We start from the raw sequence: 23653 nt of genomic DNA, 5'->3' as shown, positions 1-23653 counted from the left end.
GGGGGACTGAGACGGCGAAAAGCACGATTATGGGCGAAAGCGCCGGATAGACAAAATCCTTTCAGCCCCGAGGAGGCCGCGGTGTTTGAGGCTATGCTCGCAAGATGATCCTATTTCCCGATTTGTTGCAGTTGCCCCACCAGTTGCGCCACCCCGAGGTGCGTGATCTGGCGTGGGTGATCCTCGCCCCGCCGATGCTCGCCGCTACCCCGTGGCCGCAGCGCCATCCGCTGGCGGGCAGCGACTGGGTCAGCGACCCCGAGCGTCTGGAACACTGGTTGCGCCAGCTCGACCGCGACAGTTACGGCCTGCTGCACTGGCTGTCCCAGGCTCGCACCCGGCGCCTGGGTCTGTATTACGAGCGGTTGTGGCAATTTGCGGTGGAACACGCGCCGGGCATTGAGCTGATCGCCGCCAACCTGCCGATCCGCCGCGAAGGCCACACCCTTGGCGAATTGGACATGCTGCTGCGCGACCGCGACGGCGTGCATCACCTGGAACTGGCGATCAAGCTCTACCTCGGCCCGCAGAACGGCGACGGCCATGATCCGGCGTCGTGGCTGGGGCCGGGTTGCCATGATCGACTGGACCGCAAACTGGCGCATTTGAACGAACATCAGCTGCCGATCTCCGCGCGCCCGGAGAGCCGCGAAGTGCTGGCGGCGCTGGATGTGGGGTCTTTGAGTGCGCAATTGTGGCTTGGCGGGTACTTGCTGTACCCGTGGCCCGGTCAGTCCGCACCTCCCAACGGCGCCCACCCGCAACATTTGCGTGGCAGCTGGCTGCATCAGAAAGACTGGCCGGCCTTCGTCGCCCAGCGCCCGGACGGACGCTGGCAACCCCTGCCCCGCCACGCCTGGCTGGCGCCGGCGCACTACCCGGCAGACCAGACCTGGAGCAACGGCCACTTGCAGGCCTGGCTCGACGAACTCGAACCGCTGGCCCCGGCGCAACTGATGGTGCGCCTGACCGAAAATGCCCGGGGCGAGTGGGAAGAAGCCGAGCGGCTGTTTCTGGTGTCGGATCTGTGGCCGAATGTGCCCGGCCAATCCTGATTTCTGTGGTGTCTGATCTGGCCCCTTCGCGAGCAAGCTCGCTCCCACAGGTTCAGTGTTCACCGCATCACCCGTGGGAGCGAGCTTGCTCGCGATTGAAGCCAACCTGTTCTAAAGGGATAACCGCACGGCGAGTGCCGCCAGGGTAACCAACAGAACCGGCACGGTCAGCACGATCCCGACCTTGAAGTAATAACCCCAGCCGATCTTGATGTTCTTGCGCTCCAGCACATGCAGCCAGAGCAGGGTCGCAAGACTGCCGATCGGGGTGATTTTCGGCCCCAGGTCGCTGCCGATCACGTTGGCGTAGATCATCGCTTCCTTCACCACGCCGCTGGCCTGGCTGGCATCGATCGACAGCAACCCGACCAGCACCGTCGGCAGGTTGTTCATGATCGATGACAACAACGCCGTCAGCACCCCGGTGCCCATCGCCGCGCCCCATACGCCGTAGCCGGCGAACACATCGAGCCAGCCGGCCAGATAATCGGTGAGCCCGGCGTTGCGCAGGCCGTAGACCACCAGGTACATGCCCAGCGAGAAAATCACGATCTGCCACGGCGCCTCTTTCATGACTTTGCGCGTGGAAATCTTGTGTCCGCGCGCGGCAATCGCCAGCAGCAGCGCCGCACATACTGCCGAGATCGCGCTGATCGGAATTCCCAGCGGCTCCAGCGCGAAGCAGCCGATCAACAGAATCAGCAACACCGCCCAACCGGCGTAGAACGTGGCTTTGTCGTGGATGGCGGTTTCCGGGTGCTCAAGCTGTTCCGGGTCGTAACTCTTGGGAATGTCTCGGCGGAAGAACCACAGCAACATGCCCAGCGTGGCCGCGACGCTGACGAAGTTGACCGGCACCATCACCGCTGCATAGCGGTTGAAACCGATGTGGAAAAAGTCGGCCGAAACGATGTTCACCAGGTTCGACACCACCAGCGGCAGGCTGGCGGTGTCGGCAATGAACCCCGCGCCCATGACGAACGCCAGGGTCGCCGCCGGGGAAAAACGCAGGGCCAGCAGCATGGAAATCACGATCGGCGTGAGGATCAGCGCCGCGCCGTCATTGGCGAACAGCGCCGACACCAGTGCGCCGAGCAGCACCATGAAAGCAAACAGCCTGCGCCCACTGCCCCGCCCCCAACGCGCTACGTGCAACGCGGCCCAGGCGAAGAACCCGGCCTCGTCGAGCAGCAGGCTGATGATGATCAGCGCCACAAACGTGCCGGTGGCGTTCCAGATGATTTGCCACACCAACGGGATGTCGCCCAGGTGCACCACACCAAAAATCAGCGCAACGATGGCGCCGAACGTTGCACTCCAGCCGACCCCGAGGCCTTTGGGTTGCCAGATCACCAGGGTAATGGTCAGCAGGAAAATCAGTGACGCAGCGAGCATTCGCGACAGCCTTCAATAAAGTTTTGGGGGAAATCAAACCACACAAAAAAACCTGTGGGAGCGAGCTTGCTCGCGATTGCAATGTGTCATTCAACTGATGTGTCAGCTGATACACCGCTATCGCGAGCAAGCTCGCTCCCACAAGGTCGATATCTTGTCAGAAAAAACGGTGGATCACTTCTTGTGCTGTGCCACCCACTCTCCAAAGGCATTGATGAAACTTTGCAGGAAAGGTTTCACCGATTCGTTCAGCTTGCCCGCCTCGTCGAACGCGGTGCCCGCGCCGCCCAGATAGGCTTCCGGCTGCTGCATGCATGGCACGTTGAGGAAAACGAAGGACTGGCGCAGATGCTGGTTGGCGCCGAAACCGCCGATGGCGCCCGGCGAAACGCTGATCACCGCCCCCGGTTTGCCACTCCAGACACTCTTGCCATATGGCCGCGAACCGACGTCGATCGCATTCTTCAACGGCGCCGGCACCGAGCGGTTGTACTCCGGAGTGACAAACAGCAGAGCGTCGGACGAACCCACTTTTTGCCGGAAAGTGCTGTAGGCTGCCGGCGGTGAATCGCCGTCGATGTCTTCGTTGTAGAGTGGCAAATCGCCAATTTCGACAATGTTCAGCTTGAGATTGGCCGGTGCCAGTTCCGCCAGCGCCAGGGCAACCTTGCGGTTGATGGACGCTTTGCGCAGGCTGCCGACCACTACTGCGACGTTATAGACATTGCTCATTGGAGGACTCTCGACTGTCCGTGGGAGGAGCCAGTAGTTATAGATGATCCGGCGACGATTCCACCAGACGCTGAAGGTAATTTCCTGCGTCTGGAATATTTTTTTCCTGTAGGAAAACTTACCAAGCTTGATGACGGTCTACCAAGCCGCAAATCAGGCGTTTTATCTCCAGAGGTTCTAAGCAGATGGCAGCAGTACTCGTCGGTCAGTTCCATGCAAGAGATGCGGAAGGCCGCGTTTATTCCGTGCATGAGTTCCAGGAATCCAACCCGTCGGCAGACGGTTTCACCGGCACGGAGCCCGTTACCACCTACAAACTGGCGATTGGCGACCGCGTCAACAAGATCGACGACAACGAGTTTTTGCTGGTTCAGTCGGGCATCACCCTGATCCGCGAACCCGAGCCATCGGTCGCTTCATAACCGATCGTTATGAGCAGAAGTCATCCGCGCCGAGTTGGGGTAGGATTCAGCCACTGACCCCAACGGCCGGACATGGACTTCACGCATGCGTTTACGTCATATCGAAGTGATTCAGGCGCTTTTGCAGACCGGTCACGTGGGCACCGCCGCCGAATGGCTGCAACTGGCGGCGCCCGAGGTCGAGGAGCGTTTGCGCGAAGCCGAGAGCCAGCTCGGTTTCATGCTGTTCGCCAGCGTACGCGGACGACTTCAGCCGACCCCGGAGGCCCGGGCGCTGCAAGTCGAGATCGGTCACATCTATGAAGCGCTGGAACCGGTGCAACGGCTGGCCAGCAGTCTCAAGCAATACCTTGCCCCGCCCCTGCGGATCATCGGCACCCCGCCGCTGGCCCAACAACTGCTGCCGCAAAGTCTCGCTGCCCTGCGTCGGCGTCTGCCCGACGTGCCCTGCACCCTGCTCAGCGAACCGACCCGCGACATCGTCCGTCACCTTCTGCTGCGCGACAGTGATCTGGGCCTGAGCCTGCACGATCCACAGCACCCCGATATTCATTGCCAGACGCTGGCCCAGGGCAAGCTGCAATTGCTCGCGCCCCACGGCTGGCTGCAACCGAAGCAGAAGTACATTTCCCTGCAGGATCTGGCCGGCCAGGCGATGGTCGGCCTCGAAGGCCAGGACCCGCTGAGCCCGGCCCTGGAAAACAAGCTTCAGGCCCTGCGCCCGGCGCCGACCATCCAGACCCGGGTGCAAACCCACCAGATGATGCGCGGCATGGTCGAGGCCGGCGAAGGTCTGGCGATCGTCGACCCGTTCACCGCCCTCGGCGCGCGGGCAGGCGGTCTTGATGTCTGCCCTCTGTCGCCGGCGGTGCCGATCAGCCTCTATGCCCTGACCTTCAAACACGCCACGCCGTCGGCGGCTATTCAGACGCTGCTCGCAATCGTCACGGAACAAGCCGAGGCGATGCTGGCGAGCTGATCGGGTGCTCCAGCGGGTTATCGAACAATCGATACCAGAACAGCGCCACTTCGGCGGTATTCGGATCGATACCGCGATAACGCAAGTGGTCGATGCCGCCAATCACATAACCGCAACGCTCATACAGGCGACAGGCGCCAAGGTTGTTGTTCTGGGTTTCGAGCATGATCCCCGGCAGCTTTTTCTTGCGGCTCCAGAACTGCGCCACGTCGAGCAAGGCCTTGGCCACGCCATGGCGCCGCGCCGGCGCGTGCACCGCCAGTTCATCGATATGGGCGAAACCGTTCCAGTTGGTACTGATCACCAGATGACCGACCGGCTCGTCCTCCAGATACGCCATGAAAATTGCACTGTCGGCGGCATCGCGAAAGCTGCTGAATTCCTCCGGATCGATGCCGTAGCACTTGCGGTACGGCACGATAGGTGTCACGCCCCATTGCGCCACGGGTTTGCCGATTTCGGCCACGCCGTAGGCGGCCACCTCGAAACTGAAATCGCTGCCCCAGATATATTCAGCAAAACCCTCGTCGGCGACCCGCACTGACAGCCCTGGGTATTTCGGATTCATGACCGGTTGCATACTCGGAAAAGCCCTCATTCCTTGACGCAATCGACGGTGTAATGCCGTCCATTGCCCTCATCTTCGTGTTGCAGACCGTGCACATCGACCACGAACCCCGGAAACATTGCGTCGAACGTGCGAGCAAACCTGAGGTATTCGATGATCGAGCGCGTGGATTCGGTAAAACGCTCGCCGGGCATGATCAGCGGAATGCCCGGCGGGTACGGCACCAGCATCACCGCCGCTACCCGGCCTTCCAGTTCATCGATCGGCACCGCCTCGACTTCGCCGCGCACCAACTGGTCGTAGGCGTGGGCCGGTTTCATGGCGATTTCCGGCAGCACCGTGTACATGCGCTTGAGGTGTTTGGCGGTGGCATTGCTGCGATAGCAGGTGTGGAGCTGATCGCACAGATCGCGCAGACCCATGCCCCGATAGCGCACAGGATCTTCCTGGGCAACGCATTTCAGGCAGGTGACGAGGCTGACGTTGGCGTCGTAACTGCGCTTGAACTCCAGCAGTTCGGTCAACAGCGTGCTCCACTTGCCCTTGGTGATGCCCATGGAGAACAGCACCAGAAACGAATAGAGCCCGGTTTTCTCCACTACCAGTCCGCGCTCCCAGAGGAAACGGCTGACCACCGCCGCCGGAATGCCCTTGTCGCTTAACGCGCCGCCGGCGGTCAGGCCCGGCATGACCAGGGTGACCTTGATCGGGTCGAGCAGGACGTAGTCGTCGCTGACTTCGCCGAAACCGTGCCAGTCCGCCTCGGGCTTCAGCAGCCAGTCCTCGGTCTGTACCCGGTCAATCCCCTCGACGCCCGGCGGCTGCCAGATCGAGAACCACCAATCGTCAGCCGCGATGTGCTGGCGCAAATTGGCCAGGGCCCGGCGAAAACTCAAGGCTTCATCGAAGGTTTCCTGTAGCAGCGAGCGGCCGGCCGGCCCTTCCATCATTGCCGACGCCACGTCCAGCGAGGCGATGATGCTGTACTGCGGCGAAGTCGAGATGTGCATCATGAACGCTTCGTTGAACCGGTCGCGATCCAGCTGCCGCGCGCCGCCGTCCTGCACATGGATCATCGAGGCCTGGCTGAACGCCGCCAGCAGTTTGTGGGTGGAGTGGGTGGTGAACACCAGCGGACTGTCATCGCTGCGCGAGGTGGCCATGCCGTAACGGCCGGCAAAGAATTCGTGAAACGCCGCGTAGGCATACCAGGCTTCATCGAAATGCAGGACTTCGACGCTGTTGCCCAGACTCTGCTTGATCAGCTCGGCGTTATAGCAGAGGCCGTCGTAGGTCGAGTTGGTGATTACCGCCAGTTTGACTTTCGGTTCGCGGCCCTTGGTCAGCGGGCTGGCATCGATCTTGGCCTGGATCGATTCGCGGCTGAATTCACTGAGCGGAATCGGGCCGATAATGCCCAGCTCATTACGCTCCGGGCACAGGTACAGCGGAATCGCGCCGGTCATGATGATCGCGTGCAACACCGACTTGTGACAGTTGCGATCCACCAGCACCAGATCATCGCGCCCGACCATCGAGTGCCAGACAATCTTGTTGGCGGTCGAGGTGCCGTTGATCACGAAAAAGGTGTGATCGGCGCCGAAATTGCGTGCAGCCCGTGCTTCTGCCTCGGCCAATGGACCGGTGTGATCGAGCAGCGACCCCAGCTCCGGCACCGAGACCGACAAGTCCGAGCGCAGAGTGTTTTCACCAAAAAACTGATGAAACGCCTGCCCCACCGGACTCTTGTGATACGCAACCCCGCCGCCATGGCCGGGGGTGTGCCAGGAGTAGTTGGAATCGGCGGTGTGCTGCACCAGCGCCTTGAAGAATGGCGGCAACAGGCCGTCCAGATATTTGCGCGCCGCCCGCGCCACCTGCCGGGCGAGAAACGGCACCGTGTCTTCAAACAGGTAGAGAATGCCGCGCAACTGGTTGAGCTCGGCCATGGCATCGGCCGGGGCGTTTTCCAGGGTGACTTGCTCGCCGAGGGCAAAGATCGGCAGATCCGGCGCCCGCACCCGGGCCAGACCGATCAGTTCGGCCATGTTCTGCAACAGATGGGAATTGGTGCTGGCATCTTCGGCAGCGATCAGCATGCACGCCAGACCATGGTGGGTCGACGCAACCAGCCGGCCCTCGGTGTAGTCCGTGGCCGAAACGATACTGAAACCTTCCTGCTCCAATTCATGGGCGATGCCGCGAATGCGTTCGCCAGCAACCGTATCGGCCTTGATGTCGCGGTGAACGATCAATACCGGGAACTTCAGATCTTTGTACATGGGGCTCAGTGTCCTGAGGCGGCGGAGAGTGATCTGCCAATGTCCTCAGGGTAGAGGGTCGGAGCGGATGTGGCGAGGGTGGCCAGTTGTCAGTACTGCCAAAAACAAAGGATCGCCCGAACACGGCTGGTATGTTCGGGCGATCCTCTTTGCCTTACGCCTGAGCTTCGGCTTCCAGCAGTTGAGTCCACAACGCCGGGGCGCCGGCCGACTTGGCGATGATTTCCAGGCGCACCTGGTGTTCGGCCAGTTCGGCTTCGGTGGCGCGAATGATTCGCCCCGGCTGACGATCTGCCGGCAGACGACGGATTTCGGTGGCGGAATTGTCCGCGCCCTCGCCCGTGCCATTGCCGTCGGAGGCATTGCCGGCCAGCGACAGGCTGGTCTGGCCGCCGGTCATGGTCAGGTAGACGTCGGCGAGAATCTCCGAGTCGAGCAGTGCGCCGTGCAGCTCACGGCCGGAGTTGTCGACGCCGTAGCGTTTGCACAAGGCATCGAGGCTGTTGCGCTGACCCGGGTGACGCTCCCGGGCCATTATCAGGGTATCGAGGATCGTGCAGTGCTGCGTGATATCGGCACGATCGTGCTGCCCCATCAAGGCGAATTCGTTGTTGATGAAGCCAACGTCGAACGCCGCGTTATGGATGATCAGCTGCGCACCGTTGATGAACTCGAAGAACTCGTCGGCCACTTCGGCGAAACGCGGCTTGCCGACCAGGAATTCATTGGTGATGCCGTGGACGCCGATCGCGCCTTCGTCACTCTCGCGGTCCGGTTGCAGGTAAACGTGAAAGTGCCGGCCCGTCAGGCGTCGACCGATCAGCTCGACACAACCGATTTCAATAATCCGGTGGCCGTCGGTCACCGGCATGCCGGTGGTTTCGGTATCGAGTACAACGGATCTGGTGGCCATCAGTGTTCAGCTCTCAACGGGTCAATCGTGCAAAAGCGGCGATGTTAACACGCTCGCCGGAAGGGTTTCAGTGCCAAGGGCTCAGCTCTGCTTGTAACCGCGAACCTCATCCACTCCACGGTTGGCCAACTGGTCGGCCCGTTCGTTGCCGTGGTGGCCGATGTGGCCGCGGACCCATTTCCAGGTGACCTTGTGGCGGTTGACCTGCTCGTCGAGCTCCTTCCACAGGTCGGCGTTTTTCACCGGCTCCTTGGCCGCGGTTTTCCAGCCGCGCTTTTTCCAGTTGGCCATCCACTCGTTGATGCCTTTCATCACGTATTGCGAGTCGGTCACCAGCAGCACTTCGCACGGACGCTTGAGGGCTTCCAGGCCGCGAATAGCGCCGAGCAGCTCCATGCGGTTGTTGGTGGTATTGGCTTCGCCGCCCCACAGCTCCTTTTCGACGCCCTTGCACACCAGCAAGGCGCCCCAGCCACCCGGGCCGGGGTTGCCCTTGCAGGCGCCGTCAGTGAACAGTTCTACGCTATCGACGCTTTCGCTCATGCCAGTCTATCCAGAAAAATGCGTGGCCTCGCCGATCACGAATCGACGATGGCCGAGGCCGGGATTGACCCGGCCGTAAATAAAAGAAGGTTTTACGGTTCGATGCGCCGGCGGTTGACCTTGGCCATCGGCAGCGGAATCAGCTTGCCCATCGGCTCGCGGCGTTCCTGCCGCACCGGACGCAGGCCGACCACGATCTTGCGTGCGACCAGTAAATAGAAGCCGCCGCCCGACAATTGCCAGTCACCGGCCTTGCGTTCCCAGCCGGCCAGACGGGCCTGCCACTTGGGTGACGCGAGCGGCGGACGATAGCACCCGAAGCGGCGTTTCTCCAGCGCGAAGCCCAGCAGATTGAGCCAGTCCGCCACACGTGACGGCGAGATGCAGCGCGCCTTGCGCAAGGCATCATGGGCGAACACATGGCGCAGTCCCCAAGTGCTCCAGGGGTTGATGCCGACGATCAGCAGATGCCCGCCGGGGCGCACGCTGCTGGCCGCTTCGCGCAAAAGTCCGTGGGGCGACAGACAGAAATCCAGACCATGCTGCAACACCACCACGTCGGCGGCGTGCTCGCTCAATGGCCAGGCCTGTTCTTCGCAGACGATCTCCACGCCCGGCAACGGCGCGCCCAGCCGCACATTGCGCTGCACTTGCGGCGCCGACGGCGGCGTCTCGGCGGACGGACCGTAATGCACCAGATAGCCGCCGAAGAACCGGCCCAGTTCGTCTTCGAGCATGCGCCGTTCTTCGTCCAGCAGAAATTGCCCGAGGGGGCCGGACAGCCATTCACGGGCTGCACCGATCAGCGCGAGCCAGTCAGGATCGGCCTGAGCGAACGCTTTATCGATCATTGCATTCTCCAACACGCCAGGAACCTCTAAGATGCGCCAATGTTACCCGCTTGGCGAATTCGACGATGATACAGATCAGTGCCCTGCCCGCCTTCACCGACAACTACATCTGGTTGTTACAGGATCATTCCACCCGGCGTTGCGCAGTGGTCGATCCGGGAGATGCCGCCCCCGTACAGGCGTGGCTCGACGCACATCCGGGCTGGGTGCTCGGCGATATCCTTATCACTCACCATCACCACGACCATGTCGGCGGCGTCGAGACGCTGAAAAAGGCCACCGGCGCCACGGTCTACGGACCGGCCAGCGAGAGCATTCCGGGGCGGGACGTGGCACTCAAGGACAACGACACGGTGCGCGTGCTCGGCTGGGACTTCGACGTCCATGCCGTGCCCGGCCACACCCTGGGACATATCGCCTACTACCATCACGGCCTGCTGTTCTGTGGCGACACCCTGTTCGCCGCCGGTTGCGGCCGTCTCTTTGAAGGCACGCCGCAACAGATGCACCAGTCACTGAGCCGTCTGGCAGCGTTGCCGGAAGACACGCTGGTCTACTGCACCCACGAATACACCCTGAGCAACCTGAAATTTGCCGCCGCCGTCGAGCCGGGCAACCGGGACATCGCCGCCCGTCTGGAAAAAGTCACCCAGCAACGTGCGAACGGCGTCATGACCCTGCCCTCGACCCTTGCACTGGAAAAGCTCACAAACCCCTTTCTGCGCACCAGTGAAATATTAGTTACACAAAAAGTGGACGAACGGAACGGCCCTCAAAACCGGGCGCCGAGTGAGGTTTTTGCGGCTCTGCGGGCATGGAAAGATACGTTCTAAGCAGCGCACCGCTTGGTTCAAAAGTTCTGAATGGTTGACCGCAGGGGGTGCGCTTTCTAGAATCGCCCGACATTTTTGCCCGGAACTTACTTCCAGCCAATGTCGTCATCCATACGTAAGTCCGTCAATTCAGATGCATTGACCCGCCTGGCGCAAGCCATCGCGGTGGCTGTGTCCGCCACACTGGCGGGTTGTTCCAGCCATGCTCCGCAGACTGAAGCGACGCATACGCCGAACATTGCTGCGCGAGCCAAGCAGAAGCCTATCTGGTTGTCGGAAAAGCCCAGCCCGCAGGTGCCCCAGGACATCTGGGAGCGCATGCGCAGCGGTTTCCAGCTGCAGGAAGGCCTGGGCGTGAACCCGCGCATCGAGCAACAGCGCCTGTGGTTCGCCAGTAACCCTTCCTTCCTCGAGAACGCCGGCGAACGCGGCAGCCTCTACATTCATTACATCGTCGAGCGCCTCGAAGAACGCAACATGCCGCTGGAACTGGCGCTGCTGCCGGTCATCGAAAGCGCCTACAACCCGATGGCCTATTCCCGGGCCGATGCGGTGGGCCTCTGGCAGTTCATCCCTTCCACCGGGCGCTACTTCAACCTGCGTCAGACCCGTTTCTACGATGGCCGTCGCGACATTACGGCTTCGACCACCGCAGCGATAGACTACCTGACCCGTCTGCACGACATGTTCAACGGTGACTGGCTGCTGGCACTGGCCGCGTACAACGCCGGTGAAGGCACAGTGAGCCGCGCCATCGAGCGCAACGAGAAGCTCGGCCTGCCGACCGATTACTGGAACCTGCCCCTGCCGGCGGAAACCCAGGCTTACGTGCCGAAACTGCTGGCACTCTCGCAAGTGGTTCTGACCCCTGAAGCCTATGGCGTGAACCTCAACCCGATCGCCAACGAACCGTATTTCCAGGTCGTCGAAATCAACCAGCGCATGGACCTCTCCAAGGTCGCGGCGGTGGCCAACATAGACGAAGACGAACTGTTCCAGCTCAACCCGGCGTTCAAGCAGCGCACCACCATCGATGGCCCGCAGCACCTGCTGGTGCCGACCTCGAAGGCGCAACTGCTGACCGCCAGCCTGCAAACCATGCGCCCTGAAGAGCTGATCAGCCCGCGTTCGCTGAAACCAGTGTTCGAAGGTGCCGATCCGAGCGAAATCGCCCAGGCCAAGCGCGCCTATCGGGTCAAGCGTGGCGACAACCTTGGCTCCATCGCCAAGGCCAACAAGGTCGAGGTCAAGGACCTGCAACGCTGGAACAAGCTGACCGGCAAGAACCTCAAGGTCGGCCAGACCCTGGTCATGCAGGACACCACCAAACGTACGCCGGTACGCAAGAGTGGCGGGCGCATCAATACGGTCATCGCCGCCAACAGCAAGACCAGCAGCAAGACCAAAGACAACGACGACGGCAAGCAGACCCAGTACAAGGTCAAGCGCGGCGACACCCTGTACGTGGTGGCCAAGCGTTTCAACGTCGAGATGCAGCACCTCAAGCGCTGGAATCCGGGCGCTGGCAAGGCGCTCAAGCCTGGGCAAATGCTCACGGTCTACCAGCCGCACTGACAAGGAGCCCCTGCTTTTCAGGGGCTTTTTTTCGTCTGTCATTTTTTTGATATTTGCGTAGATCGGCGCAGACGGCTCCCACAATTAACCGCGCATTAAGCCCCTGTCTTTTTCCTGTCCATACAAGCTGTTACTGTACGGCCCACAAAGCCCAAGCCGCCTGGATCGGATCTGACTTGAAGCGTCCCCTCCTCCTGCTCCTGATCAGCCTGGCCTTGAGCTCCCCCGTCAGCGCGACGATCACCGAAAGCCACGGTTATGCGCTGTTCGGCACGCTCAAGTACCCGGCCAGATTTACCCACTTCGACTGGGTCAACCCGCAAGCGCCCAAGGGCGGCACCTTGCGGGTGATGGCGTTTGGCACCTTCGATACGCTCAATCCCTACACCTTCAAGGGCACCAGCCCGGTCACCACGGCGAACTTCCTCCAATACGGCATCAACGAGCTGAACGAGCCGCTGATGGTCGGCACCGGGCAATACGCACCGTCGGGGGACGAACCAGCGTCCAGTTACGGTCTGATCGCCCAATCGGTGGAGTACAGCGAAGATCGCAGCTGGGTGGTGTTCAATCTGCGCCCGCAGGCGCGCTTCCACGACGGCACGCCGATCACCGCGTACGACGTGGCGTTTTCCTATCGCCTGCTGCTCAAGGAAGGTCATCCGCTGTACCGCACCGCCCTTCAGGAAGTGCTGCGCGTCGATATCCTCAACCCGCAACGTATCCGTTTTGTGCTCAAGCGCAGCGGCAATCCGTTGCTGATCCTGCGCCTGGGCGAATTACCGGTGCTGCCCCAGCATTACTGGAAGGGTCGCGACTTCAAGGCCACCACCTTCGAGCCACCGCTGGGCAGCGGGCCGTACCGCATCACCTCGGTCACGCCGGGGCGGCAGTTGATTTTCGAGCGGGTCAAGGACTACTGGGGCAAGGATCTGCCGGTCAATCGCGGCAAATACAACGTCGATCGCATGGAAGTCGAGTTTTATCGCGACAGCGATGTGGCCTTCGAGGCGTTCAAGGCCGGCGAGTTCGACATCTATATCGAGCATCAGGCCAAGAACTGGGCCAACGGTTACAACTTTCCGGCGATCCGTCGCGGCGACGTGATCAAGGCACAAATCCCCCACCAGATCCCGACCCAGAGTCAGGGCCTGTTCATGAACACCCGGCGCCCGGCCTTTGCCGATATCAAGGTGCGCGAAGCGTTGGGCCTGATGTTCGACTTCGAGTGGACCAATCGCGCACTGTTCAGCGACGCTTACAAACGCACCACCAGCTACTACCCCAACAGCGAGTTCAGCGCCGTCGGCCTGCCGGTCGGCCATGAATGGCTGATGCTCAAACCCTACAAGGATCAACTGCCGGCGCGCCTCTTCACTGAGCCATTCACGCTGCCGCAGACCGACGGCCGCGGCATCCCCGGGAAACCATGCGCAAAGCGTTGGCCCTGCTGGCCGAGGCCGGCTGGAAGCTCAACGGCCAGCGTCTGCAGAACGCCGCCGGCCAGCCGCTGCGTTTCGAGCTGCTGCTGGTCAATCCGAACCTGGAGCGAATCCTCCAGCCGTACATTGAAAACCTCAACAGCATCGGCATCGACGCGCGCCTGCGCACGGTGGACCGCGCCCAGTACAAACAGCGTCTGGACCAGTTCGATTTCGACATGATCCTGATGACCCTCAACCAGACCCTCAGCCCAGGGCTGGAACAGTGGCAGTACTTCCACTCCAGCCAGGTCGGGGTCAAGGGCAGCAAGAATTACGCGGGCATCGCCAACCCGGTGGTCGACCACTTGCTCGAGCAACTGCTCGCCGCCCGTACCCGCGATGAACAGGTCGCCGCCGGCAAGGCGCTGGACCGCGTGCTGCTCTGGCAGCACTACAGCATTCCCAACTGGTACCTCAATTATCACCGTCTGGCGTACCGCAACCGGTTCGCCTTTGTCACTACGCCGCCCTACACCTTGGGCCTGAGCGCGTGGTGGCTGAAATCTTCGGAGAAAGATCGATGAAGCCTATCCGCGCCCTGCTCGTGCAGGCCAGCGGTCTGCTGTTCGCCGGGCTGGCCTTTGCCGCCCCGCAACACGCCGTGACCCTGTACAACGAGCCGCCGAAATACCCCGCCGACTTCAAGCACTTCGATTACGTGAACCCCGACGCGCCCAAGGGCGGGATCTTCCGCCAGGCCGGCTTCGGCGGGTTTGACAGCCTCAACCCTTTCATCAGCAAGGGTGTGCCGGCGGACGATATCGGCCTGATCTACGACACTCTGGCCAAACAGGGTCTGGACGAGCCGTTTACCGAATACGGCCTGATCGCCGCCAAGATCGAAAAGGCCCCGGACAACAGCTGGGTGCGCTTCTACCTGCGCCCCGAAGCGAAGTTTCACGACGGCCACCCGGTACGCGCCGACGACGTGGTGTTCAGCTTCCAGACCCTGACCAAGGAAGGCGCGCCGATGTACCGCGGCTACTACGCCGACGTTGAAGAAGTGATCGCCGAAGACCCGCTCAAGGTGTTGTTCAAGTTCAAGCACACCAACAACCGCGAGCTGCCGCTGATCCTCGGTCAGTTGCCGGTGCTGCCGAAGCACTGGTGGGCCGATCGTGATTTCAACAAGGGCAACCTGGAAATCCCGTTGGGCAGCGGTCCTTACAAGGTCACAGAAGTTAAGGCCGGACGCTCGGTGCGCTATGAGCGGGTCAAGGACTACTGGGGCAAGGATCTGCCGGCCAACCGCGGTTTCTACAACTTCGATGTGATGACCACCGACTATTACCGTGACAATACCGTCGCGCTGGAGGCGTTGAAGGCCGGGCAGTTCGATTACTGGCTGGAAATGGCCGCAAAAAACTGGGCCAACGCCTACAACGTGCCGGCAGTGAACGAAGGGCGGCTGATCAAGGAACAGATTGCCAACAGCAACCCGACCGGGATGCAGGGTTTCGTCTTCAATCTGCGCCGCCCGGTGTTTCAGGACGTTCGGGTACGACAGGCTCTGGGCTTGTTGTTCGACTTCGAATGGACCAACAAGCAACTGTTCAACGGTGCTTATGCGCGCACCCGCAGTTATTTTGAAAACTCGGAAATGGCCGCCACCGGCCTGCCTGATGCCGAGCAGGTGGCGATCCTTGATCCGTTTCGCAGCAAGCTGCCGGCGCAGGTGTTCAGCGAAGCCTTCGAAAATCCGAAAACCGACGCCAGTGGCATGATCCGCGCGCAACAGCGCGAGGCGTATCAGTTGCTGCAAGAGGCCGGCTGGAAAATCGTCGACGACAAAATGGTCGACGCCACCGGCAAACCGGTGGTCATCGAATTCCTGCTGGCGCAGACCGAGTTCGAACGCGTGCTGTTGCCGTTCAAGCGCAACCTCAGTGACCTCGGCATCGATCTGGTGATCCGCCGTGTCGACGTCTCGCAATACGTCAATCGCGTGCGATCGCGGGATTTCGACATGATCGTCGGCAGCTTTCCGCAGTCCAACTCGCCGGGTAACGAACAACGCGAATTCTGGATGAGCGCGGCCGCCGACAAGGCCAGCAGCCGCAACTCGATGGGCCTCAAGGATCCGGTGGTCGATCATCTGGTGGAAAGCCTGATCAACGCCGATTCGCGCAAAAGCCTGGTGGCCCACGCCCGCGCCCTCGACCGCGTGCTGCAATGGGGTTACTACGTGATTCCGAACTGGCACATCAAGACCTGGCGCGTGGCGTACTGGAACCACATCGGCCACCCGAAAGTCTCCCCCAAGTACGACATCGGCATTAACACCTGGTGGGTCAAACCCGATGCGAAACCGGCGGTAGAAGTCGAAACCCAACTGCAAGCCGACCCTGCGGGCACGGAGTAATCAGATGCTGGCGTACATTTTTCGGCGACTGCTGCTGATCATCCCGACCCTGTTCGGCATTTTGCTGATCAACTTCGTGATCATCCAGGCCGCGCCCGGCGGGCCGGTGGAGCAGATGATCGCCAAGCTCGAAGGCTTCGAAGGCGCCACCAGCCGCATTGCCGGCGGTGGTGCCGAAGTGTCGGTGGCCGGTTCCTCCTATCGCGGTGCGCAGGGTCTGGACCCGGCGCTGATCAAGGAAATCGAAAAGATGTACGGGTTCGACAAGTCGGCCCCGGAGCGTCTGTGGATCATGGTCAAGAACTACGCCCGGCTGGATTTCGGCGACAGCTTCTTCCGCGACGCCAAGGTCATCGACCTGATCAAGGAAAAGATGCCGGTGTCGATCTCGCTCGGATTGTGGAGCACGCTGATCATGTACCTGGTGTCGATCCCGCTGGGGATCGCCAAGGCCACGCGGCACGGCAGTCATTTCGACGTCTGGACCAGTTCGGCGATCATCGTCGGTTACGCGATCCCGGCGTTCCTGTTTGCGATCCTGCTGATCGTGGTGTTTGCCGGCGGCAGTTATCTGGACTGGTTTCCCTTGCGCGGCCTGACGTCGAACAACTTCGATGAACTGAGCCTGGGCGGCAAGATTCTTGATTACTTCTGGCACCTGGCGCTGCCGGTGACGGCACTGGTGATCGGCAACTTCGCGACCATGACCCTGCTGACCAAAAACAGCTTCCTCGACGAAATCAACAAACAGTACGTGGTCACCGCCAAGGCCAAAGGCCTGACCCGCAATCGCGTGCTCTACGGCCACGTATTTCGCAACGCGATGCTGCTGGTGATCGCCGGGTTCCCGTCGGCATTCATCGGCATCTTCTTCACAGGTTCCCTGCTGGTGGAAGTGATCTTCTCCCTCGACGGCCTCGGCCTGATGAGTTTCGAAGCGGCGATCAACCGCGATTACCCGGTGGTGTTCGGCACCCTGTTCATATTCACCCTGCTGGGGCTGGTGGTGAAACTGATCGGCGACCTCACCTACACCCTCGTCGATCCGCGCATCGACTTTGCCAGCCGGGAGCATTGAGATGAACCTGTCCCCTCTCAACCGCCGGCGCTTCGAACTGTTCAAGGCCAACAAGCGTGGCTGGTGGTCGCTGTGGCTGTTTCTGATCCTGTTCGGCCTGAGCCTCGGTGCCGAACTGATCGCCAACGACAAGCCGCTGGTGGTGCACTACGACAACAACTGGTACTTCCCGGCGATCAAGCGTTACCCGGAAACCACCTTCGGCGGCGAGTTCCCGCTGGAGGCCAACTACAAGAGCCCGTACATCCGCGAACTGCTCAAGGCCAAGGACGCGTGGGTGCTGTGGGCGCCGATTCCGTTCAGCTACCAGAGCATCAACTACGACCTGAAAGTCCCGGCCCCCGCCCCGCCATCGGCGGACAACCTGCTGGGCACCGACGATCAGGGCCGCGATGTGCTGGCGCGGGTGATCTACGGCTTCCGTATCTCCGTGCTGTTCGCCCTGACCCTGACCGTGCTCAGCTCGATCATCGGCGTCATTGCCGGCGCCTTGCAGGGTTTCTATGGTGGCTGGGTCGATCTGGCCGGCCAGCGCTTCCTGGAGATCTGGTCGGGCTTGCCGGTGCTGTATCTGCTGATCATTCTCGCCAGTTTCGTCCAGCCGAACTTCTGGTGGCTGCTGGGGATCATGCTGTTGTTCTCGTGGATGAGCCTGGTGGACGTGGTGCGCGCCGAGTTCCTGCGCGGGCGCAACCTCGAGTACGTGCGCGCGGCCCGAGCGCTGGGCATGCAGAACGGCGCGATCATGTTCCGCCACATCCTGCCCAACGCCATGGTCTCGACCATGACTTTCATGCCGTTCATCCTGACCGGCGCCATCGGCACCCTCACCGCCCTGGACTTCCTCGGTTTCGGCTTGCCGGCCGGCAGTCCGTCGCTGGGTGAACTGGTAGCCCAGGGCAAATCCAACCTGCAGGCGCCATGGCTGGGCATGAGTGCGTTTGCGGTGCTGGCGCTGATGTTGAGTTTGCTGGTGTTCATCGGCGAGTCCGCTCGCGATGCCTTCGACCCGAGGAAGTGACATGAATCAGGACAATCTGATCGAAATCCGCGACCTCGCCGTCGAATTCGGCCTCGGCGATCGCGTGCAACGGGTGGTCGAGGGCGTGAGTTTCGACATCAAGCGCGGCGAAACCCTGGCGCTGGTCGGCGAGTCTGGCTCGGGCAAGTCGGTGACGGCGCATTCGATCCTGCGCCTGCTGCCCTACCCGCTGGCGCGACATCCGTCCGGCAGCATCAACTATTCCGGGCAAAACCTGTTGGGGCTGAGCGAAAAGACCATCCGTCACATTCGCGGCAACCGGATCGCAATGATCTTTCAGGAGCCGATGACCTCGCTCAACCCGCTGCACTCGATCGAAAAGCAGATCAACGAGGTGCTGGGCATCCACAAGGGCCTGACCGGCAAGGTCGCGACCAAGCGCACGCTCGAGCTGCTGGAAATGGTCGGCATCCCCGAGCCACACAAGCGTCTCAAGGCCCTGCCCCACGAATTGTCCGGCGGCCAGCGCCAGCGGGTGATGATCGCCATGGCCCTGGCCAACGAGCCGGAACTGCTGATCGCCGACGAACCGACCACCGCGCTGGACGTGACCGTTCAGCTGAAAATCCTCGACCTGCTCAAGCAATTGCAGGCCCGATTGGGCATGGCGCTGTTACTGATCAGTCACGATTTGAACCTCGTGCGAAGAATTGCGCATCGTGTATGTGTCATGCAGCGCGGTTGCATCGTCGAACAGGCATCGTGCGAAGAGCTGTTCCGTTCGCCGCAGCATCCGTACACTCGGGAACTGCTTGGCGCGGAGCCCAGCGGAGGCCCGGCAAGCAATAAAATCGGGGCGCCGCTGCTTGAGGTCGAGGACTTGAAAGTCTGGTTCCCGATCAGGAAAGGCCTGCTCAAGCGCACGGTGGATCACGTCAAGGCAGTGGACGGCATCAATTTCAGCTTGCCTCAGGGTCAGACCCTGGGGATTGTGGGAGAAAGCGGTTCCGGTAAATCCACCCTGGGTCTGGCGATCCTGCGGTTGATCGGCAGCCAGGGTGCGATCCGTTTTGAGGGCAAACAGCTGGATTGCCTGACGCAAAGCGAAGTCCGGCCGTTGCGCCGGGAGATGCAGGTGGTGTTTCAGGACCCGTTTGGCAGCCTGAGCCCGCGGATGTGCGTAAGCGACATCGTTGGCGAGGGTTTGCGGATCCACAGGATGGGCACCGCCGCCGAGCAGGAAGCGGCAATTATTGCGGCATTGAAGGAGGTAGGTCTGGATCCGGAAACCCGGCACCGCTACCCCCACGAATTTTCCGGTGGGCAACGGCAGCGAATTGCCATAGCCCGGGCCTTGGTGCTCAAACCGGCGCTGATCCTGCTGGACGAGCCGACTTCGGCCCTCGACCGGACGGTGCAGCGGCAAGTGGTGGAGTTGTTGCGTTCACTGCAAGCCAAGTACAACCTGACGTATTTGTTCATCAGCCATGACCTGGCTGTTGTGAAAGCGCTGAGCCACCAGCTGATGGTGGTCAAGCATGGCCAAGTGGTCGAACAGGGAGACGCGCAAAGTATCTTTGCCGCCCCCCAACATCCGTATACACAGCAGTTGCTGGAGGCCGCTTTCCTGGCACCAGCCACTGCGCAATAACCTGAAAGAGGAGCAACACATGGGTTTTCTCGCCGGTAAGCGCGTACTGATCGTCGGTGTCGCCAGCAAGCTGTCCATCGCATCCGGCATCGCTGCCGCCATGCATCGCGAGGGCGCTGAGCTTGCCTTCACTTATCAGAACGAAAAACTGAAAGGTCGCGTCGAAGAGTTCGCACAGGGCTGGGGTTCGAGCCCTGAGCTGTGCTTCCCGTGCGACGTGGCCAGCGATGAAGAAATCGCCAAGGTCTTCGAAGAGCTGAGCAAAAAGTGGGACGGCCTGGACTGCATCGTGCACTCCGTCGGCTTCGCCCCGGGCGACCAACTGGACGGCGACTTCACCGAAGTCACCACCCGTGAAGGCTATCGCATCTCCCACGACATCAGCGCCTACAGCTTCGTCGCGCTGGCCAAGGCTGGTCGCGAAATGATGAAGGGCCGCAACGGCAGCCTGTTGACCCTGTCCTACCTGGGCGCCGAGCGCACCATGCCGAACTACAACGTCATGGGCATGGCCAAGGCTTCGCTGGAAGCCGGCGTACGCTACCTGGCCGGCTCTCTGGGCCCGGAAGGCACTCGCGTCAACTGCGTATCGGCCGGTCCGATCCGCACCCTGGCCGCTTCCGGCATCAAGAGCTTCCGCAAGATGCTGGCCGCCAACGAAGCGCAGACCCCGCTGCGTCGCAACGTCACCATCGAAGAAGTCGGCAACGTCGGCGCCTTCCTGTGCTCGGACCTGGCGTCCGGCATCAGCGGTGAAATCACCTACGTGGACGGCGGCTTCAACACCACCGCCATGGGCAACATCGAAGAGTAATCTTCGCGCTGCCGATAAAAAGCCCGCCTGTTCAGGCGGGCTTTTTCATGCCTGCGATTCCAGGCAACGGGCAAACATCTGTTGAATCGGTTGAGAACGCTGACTGTAGCGCTGCAAAACCACCATCTCCCGATGAAACGTCAGTTCTCCCAGTTCGATCACCCTCACCTTCAGCGGATGCTCCAGCCATAGCCCGGCTCTGGGCAGCAACGAAACCCCGAGCCCGCACTCGACCATCTTCACGATCGCTTCCAGCTCATCCAGCTCCAGCGCTACGTGAACGTCTATCCGCTGCTCTCGCAGAAATCGCGTCACCAGCCTTCCGCCAAACGAATTACGGTCATAGCGGACGTGCGGCTGTTCTGCGAGCAATTGCAGCGGATCGTCGCCCTCGACGTCGGGCGGCACGATCAGCACAAACGGCTCGCGCCGGATCACCTGCGCCGACAACTCCTTGGGCAATTCGAACGGCGGCTTGATCATGATCGCCAGATCGACTTCCCCGGCATCCACCTGGCTCAACAGGTTCAACGACACACCCGGCACCAGCTTCGGCTCCACGCCCGGCGCCTGCTGGCGTAAACGCAGCAAGGCCTGAGGCAACAACCCGGTCTGTGCGGTGGCCACGGCACCGATTCTCAGCTCGCCGCGAAACTCGCTGGCGTCTTCACTGATCGCCATGCGGCTGAAAGTGGCGAGCATTTCCTTCGCCATCGGCACCGCGCGCTGTCCAGCCGGATTGAGGATCGCCTGCCGCCCGGTGCGATCGAACAGTTTTACCCCCAGCGCCTGTTCCAGATTGCGAATCTGCGCACTGACCGCCGATTGGGTCAGGCCGACATGCAGGCCCGCCGAGACAAAGGTGCCGTGCTGCGCCACTGCCAGAAAGGTTCTTAATTCACGCAGCATGGACACCTCGATTGATCGAAATAATTTGAGCTCGGCGCAAAAACTATCGTCTTTCAATCGAAATGCACAGCGTTAGACTCAACCCATCCCAATCGCTGATCGAGACCAGCCCATGCCACTCAGCCCCTTCCATCTGGCCATTCCCGTATACGACCTCGAAGCCGCCCGGCACTTTTACAGTGAAGTGTTCGGCCTGGAGGAAGGTCGTTCCAGCGATCACTGGGTCGACTTCAATTTCTTCGGTCATCAACTGGTGATTCACCTGGCGCCGAAAAACGCCTCACAGGAAGCCGCCCACACCAACGCCGTGGACGGGCATGACGTGCCGGTGCCGCATTTCGGTGTGGTGCTGGGCATGGAGGAATGGCACGCCCTGGCCGAGCGTCTGAAATCACTGGGCACGCGGTTCGTGATTGAGCCCGGCATTCGCTTTCAGGGTCAGGTGGGAGAACAGGCGACGATGTTTCTGTTTGACCCATGCGGCAATGCGCTGGAGTTCAAGGCGTTCAAGGATATCGGGCAGTTGTTTGGCAAATAGCAGCGTCTTCAAAGACGCCTCGCCAGAAGACTCTCTCCCACAATCCGGGTGGCAGCGAGCCGGCTGGCGAAGAGGCCCGCACTAACAACGCTTCAATGCCTGCTTGTGCTCATACATCGCTGCATCCGCATCCGCCAGCAACTTGTCTACCGTTTCATGCCGTCGCGGGTCGTATTCGATCTGGCCGACACTGAAGCGAATCGCGTAACCCCGGTGCAATGTGGCATTGCGCTCTTCGAGAATGTCCTTGAGCCGCGCCATGATCCGGGTGGTTTCCACGTGACTTGAGCCAGTCAGCAGCGCCACGAATTCATCGCCACCCAGGCGCCCGACCACATCACTCTCGCGAAAGGCGATGCGCAGCACATCGGCGAAGTTCTTCAGCGCGCTGTCGCCCTCGGCATGCCCATAAAGATCGTTGATCTGTTTGAAGTCATTGAGATCGAAAAACAGCAGCGTCGCCGGTTTTTCCAGGCGTGCGCAGGCGTCGAGCGCATGCTGGGCCAGCATCTTGAAGCCACGACGGTTGGACAGCAGCGTCAGCTCATCCATGCTCGCCATCTGCACGGCCATCAGTTCCTGTTCGGCCATGCCGGCCAGATCGCGCAACAAGGCGCGTTCCTCATCGTCAAGATCGCGGGGTTTGGTGTCGATCAGGCACAAGGTGCCCATCTTGTTGCCGTTGGGCACGGTCAGCGGATAACCGGCGTAGAACCGGATGTTTGGCTCCCCGGTAACCAACGGGTTGTCGTGGAAACGGTCGTCCTCTCGGGCGTCAGGCACCAGCATGAGCTCGTCCCTGAGAATCGCATGACCGCAGAATGAAACCGAGCGCGGCGTTTCGGTCGTGTCCAGACCCACGCAAGACTTGAACCATTGCCGCTCCTTATCCACCAGCGTGACCAGTGCGATCGGCACGTTGAACAGGCGCTTGGCCAGTCGCGTCAGCCGGTCGAAGCGCTCTTCCGGTGCGGTGTCGAGCAGTTTCAGGTCCTGCAACGCTTGAATACGGACAGCTTCATTGGCGGGTTTGCCGGGTACCAGCATCACACACTCCTTTGACGTCGATGCAGTTGAGAGTAGCCCGAATCAGCGATCACTCAACCTCTCACCCGCCGACCACCGGACACGGCCCGCCCGCATCGGCCCACAGTTTGAACTGGGACACGAAGATATCGTGCGGCACCGGAACCGGCGCGCGCCCTGCTCCGGGATTCCAGCCCCAGAGCACCAGTTTGTCCTCGCTGACGTGTTTGATCAGTGCGGCGAAATCCCGGTCGCCGTTGCTGGCGCGGTCCTTGATCATTGCGCACAAGCGGTCCGGCGGCAGACCGATCCAGGCCATTTTGTGGGCGGCGGGCGGCAGGCTCCAGTGCGGCGCGCCGGGTGGCGCGTGAGGACCGTAACTGGCCGGCGGATTGCTCTCGGCGTGGCAGGTGGCGCAAGGCAAACCAGCCGCGCCCTTGCCGTCCATGCCGCGCACCACGCTCATGGCGTGGGGAATGCCGGCGTCGAACTGCAACGGTGAATCGCCGGGAATGTGGCAGTTCTGGCAACGCGGGCTCTGGAAGACTTTCTGCACCGTGCCGAAGGCTTTCAAGGCTTCCTGATCGTCGGCAAACAGGTCCGACGCGTAACCGCCCAGCCCGACCAGCATCACCGTGCCCAACAACAGATGTCGTTTCAT

At 61.3% G+C, this 23653-nt stretch carries 21 protein-coding genes and 1 pseudogene; 12 read left to right on the top strand and 10 right to left on the bottom strand.

The features are described from left to right. The first annotated feature begins 104 nt into the window (after positions 1 to 104). Positions 105 to 1055 carry a DUF1853 family protein gene (locus I5961_RS11380; RefSeq protein WP_227235272.1) on the top strand — a complete coding sequence of 317 codons (951 nt, stop codon included), beginning with the start codon at positions 105 to 107 and terminating at the stop codon, positions 1053 to 1055. A 111-nt stretch (positions 1056 to 1166) separates the two neighbouring features. Here the strand turns inward: I5961_RS11380 and I5961_RS11375 are convergent, their stop codons facing one another. Together I5961_RS11375 and I5961_RS11370 are read right to left on the bottom strand one after the other, a co-directional pair. After that, a complete protein-coding gene (locus tag I5961_RS11375) occupies positions 1167 to 2450 on the bottom strand; it encodes an arsenic transporter (protein WP_085704308.1) in 1284 nt (427 codons plus the stop codon). A 174-nt stretch (positions 2451 to 2624) separates the two neighbouring features. Continuing rightward, positions 2625 to 3182: an NADPH-dependent FMN reductase gene (locus I5961_RS11370; protein ID WP_007956924.1), complete on the bottom strand. Its 558-nt coding sequence runs from the start codon at positions 3180 to 3182 to the stop codon at positions 2625 to 2627. A gap of 185 nt (positions 3183 to 3367) precedes the next feature. Here I5961_RS11370 and I5961_RS11365 point away from each other — a divergent pair, with 185 nt between their 5' ends. After that, positions 3368 to 3604 carry a hypothetical protein gene (locus I5961_RS11365; RefSeq protein WP_007956926.1) on the top strand — a complete coding sequence of 79 codons (237 nt, stop codon included), beginning with the start codon at positions 3368 to 3370 and terminating at the stop codon, positions 3602 to 3604. A gap of 85 nt (positions 3605 to 3689) precedes the next feature. After that, complete coding sequence (locus I5961_RS11360) at positions 3690 to 4583, top strand: LysR family transcriptional regulator (protein ID WP_085698868.1); 894 nt, start codon at positions 3690 to 3692, stop codon at positions 4581 to 4583. On the opposite strand, the gene I5961_RS11355 is transcribed toward I5961_RS11360, so the two are convergent. The 5 genes from I5961_RS11355 to I5961_RS11335 form a co-directional block, all read right to left on the bottom strand. Further along, positions 4549 to 5163, bottom strand: a complete 615-nt coding sequence (locus tag I5961_RS11355) for a GNAT family N-acetyltransferase (RefSeq protein ID WP_085704304.1) — start codon at positions 5161 to 5163, stop codon at positions 4549 to 4551. The two genes, I5961_RS11360 and I5961_RS11355, sit on opposite strands and share 35 nt — an antisense overlap. Positions 5164 to 5177: 14 nt before the next feature. After that, positions 5178 to 7433: an Orn/Lys/Arg decarboxylase N-terminal domain-containing protein gene (locus tag I5961_RS11350; protein ID WP_085698864.1), complete on the bottom strand. Its 2256-nt coding sequence runs from the start codon at positions 7431 to 7433 to the stop codon at positions 5178 to 5180. A gap of 154 nt (positions 7434 to 7587) precedes the next feature. Further along, positions 7588 to 8346 (bottom strand): DNA polymerase III subunit epsilon, encoded by a 759-nt coding sequence (gene dnaQ, locus I5961_RS11345; RefSeq protein ID WP_085698862.1) that lies wholly within the window; start codon positions 8344 to 8346, stop codon positions 7588 to 7590. 81 nt (positions 8347 to 8427) lie between these two features. Continuing rightward, entirely contained in the window at positions 8428 to 8889 is a 462-nt protein-coding gene (gene rnhA, locus I5961_RS11340; protein WP_003224162.1) for a ribonuclease HI, read from the bottom strand. A 92-nt stretch (positions 8890 to 8981) separates the two neighbouring features. Further along, a complete protein-coding gene (locus tag I5961_RS11335; protein WP_085698860.1) occupies positions 8982 to 9740 on the bottom strand; it encodes a methyltransferase domain-containing protein in 759 nt (252 codons plus the stop codon). A 65-nt stretch (positions 9741 to 9805) separates the two neighbouring features. Between I5961_RS11335 and gloB the strand changes: the two genes are divergently transcribed. The 8 genes and pseudogenes from gloB to fabI all read left to right on the top strand — a co-directional run bounded on the left by gloB (position 9806) and on the right by fabI (position 20519). Continuing rightward, on the top strand, positions 9806 to 10573 hold the full coding sequence (gene gloB / locus I5961_RS11330) for a hydroxyacylglutathione hydrolase (protein ID WP_085698857.1): 768 nt from the start codon (positions 9806 to 9808) through the stop codon (positions 10571 to 10573). A 99-nt stretch (positions 10574 to 10672) separates the two neighbouring features. Then, on the top strand, positions 10673 to 12148 hold the full coding sequence (locus I5961_RS11325; RefSeq protein ID WP_227235270.1) for a transglycosylase SLT domain-containing protein: 1476 nt from the start codon (positions 10673 to 10675) through the stop codon (positions 12146 to 12148). Positions 12149 to 12324: 176 nt separating this feature from the next. Continuing rightward, positions 12325 to 14156 (top strand): annotated as a pseudogene (locus I5961_RS11320) (extracellular solute-binding protein). Continuing rightward, positions 14153 to 15994, top strand: coding sequence for an extracellular solute-binding protein (locus I5961_RS11315; protein WP_085698851.1), 1842 nt, complete (start codon positions 14153 to 14155; stop codon positions 15992 to 15994). Before I5961_RS11320 ends, I5961_RS11315 begins: the two are co-directional and overlap by 4 nt. A gap of 4 nt (positions 15995 to 15998) precedes the next feature. Beyond that, positions 15999 to 17072 (top strand): microcin C ABC transporter permease YejB, encoded by a 1074-nt coding sequence (locus I5961_RS11310; protein WP_085686478.1) that lies wholly within the window; start codon positions 15999 to 16001, stop codon positions 17070 to 17072. A gap of 1 nt (position 17073) precedes the next feature. Beyond that, positions 17074 to 18093, top strand: a complete 1020-nt coding sequence (locus I5961_RS11305; RefSeq protein WP_085698849.1) for an ABC transporter permease — start codon at positions 17074 to 17076, stop codon at positions 18091 to 18093. A gap of 1 nt (position 18094) precedes the next feature. Continuing rightward, positions 18095 to 19705 (top strand): ABC transporter ATP-binding protein, encoded by a 1611-nt coding sequence (locus I5961_RS11300; protein ID WP_085698847.1) that lies wholly within the window; start codon positions 18095 to 18097, stop codon positions 19703 to 19705. Between the two features lie 19 nt (positions 19706 to 19724). Next, the gene (gene fabI, locus I5961_RS11295) at positions 19725 to 20519 is read left to right on the top strand and encodes an enoyl-ACP reductase FabI (RefSeq protein WP_085698845.1); all 795 of its coding nucleotides are present in this window, start codon (positions 19725 to 19727) and stop codon (positions 20517 to 20519) included. 45 nt (positions 20520 to 20564) lie between these two features. Here fabI and I5961_RS11290 read toward each other — a convergent pair whose 3' ends face one another. Beyond that, positions 20565 to 21428: a LysR family transcriptional regulator gene (locus tag I5961_RS11290; protein WP_227235268.1), complete on the bottom strand. Its 864-nt coding sequence runs from the start codon at positions 21426 to 21428 to the stop codon at positions 20565 to 20567. A 112-nt stretch (positions 21429 to 21540) separates the two neighbouring features. On the opposite strand from I5961_RS11290, the gene I5961_RS11285 reads away from it, so the two are divergent. Next, on the top strand, positions 21541 to 21966 hold the full coding sequence (locus I5961_RS11285) for a VOC family protein (protein ID WP_227235267.1): 426 nt from the start codon (positions 21541 to 21543) through the stop codon (positions 21964 to 21966). Between the two features lie 81 nt (positions 21967 to 22047). On the opposite strand, the gene I5961_RS11280 is transcribed toward I5961_RS11285, so the two are convergent. Both I5961_RS11280 and I5961_RS11275 read right to left on the bottom strand, forming a co-directional pair. Beyond that, a complete protein-coding gene (locus I5961_RS11280) occupies positions 22048 to 23013 on the bottom strand; it encodes a sensor domain-containing diguanylate cyclase (protein ID WP_085698839.1) in 966 nt (321 codons plus the stop codon). 61 nt (positions 23014 to 23074) lie between these two features. Further along, positions 23075 to 23653 carry a hypothetical protein gene (locus I5961_RS11275; protein WP_227235265.1) on the bottom strand — a complete coding sequence of 193 codons (579 nt, stop codon included), beginning with the start codon at positions 23651 to 23653 and terminating at the stop codon, positions 23075 to 23077.

It is taken from the genome of Pseudomonas sp. IAC-BECa141, assembly GCF_020544405.1.
In the GTDB taxonomy this organism is placed as follows: domain Bacteria; phylum Pseudomonadota; class Gammaproteobacteria; order Pseudomonadales; family Pseudomonadaceae; genus Aquipseudomonas.
Note: the sequence above shows the minus strand (reverse complement) of the source record. Positions and strands in the feature narration are given on the sequence as shown.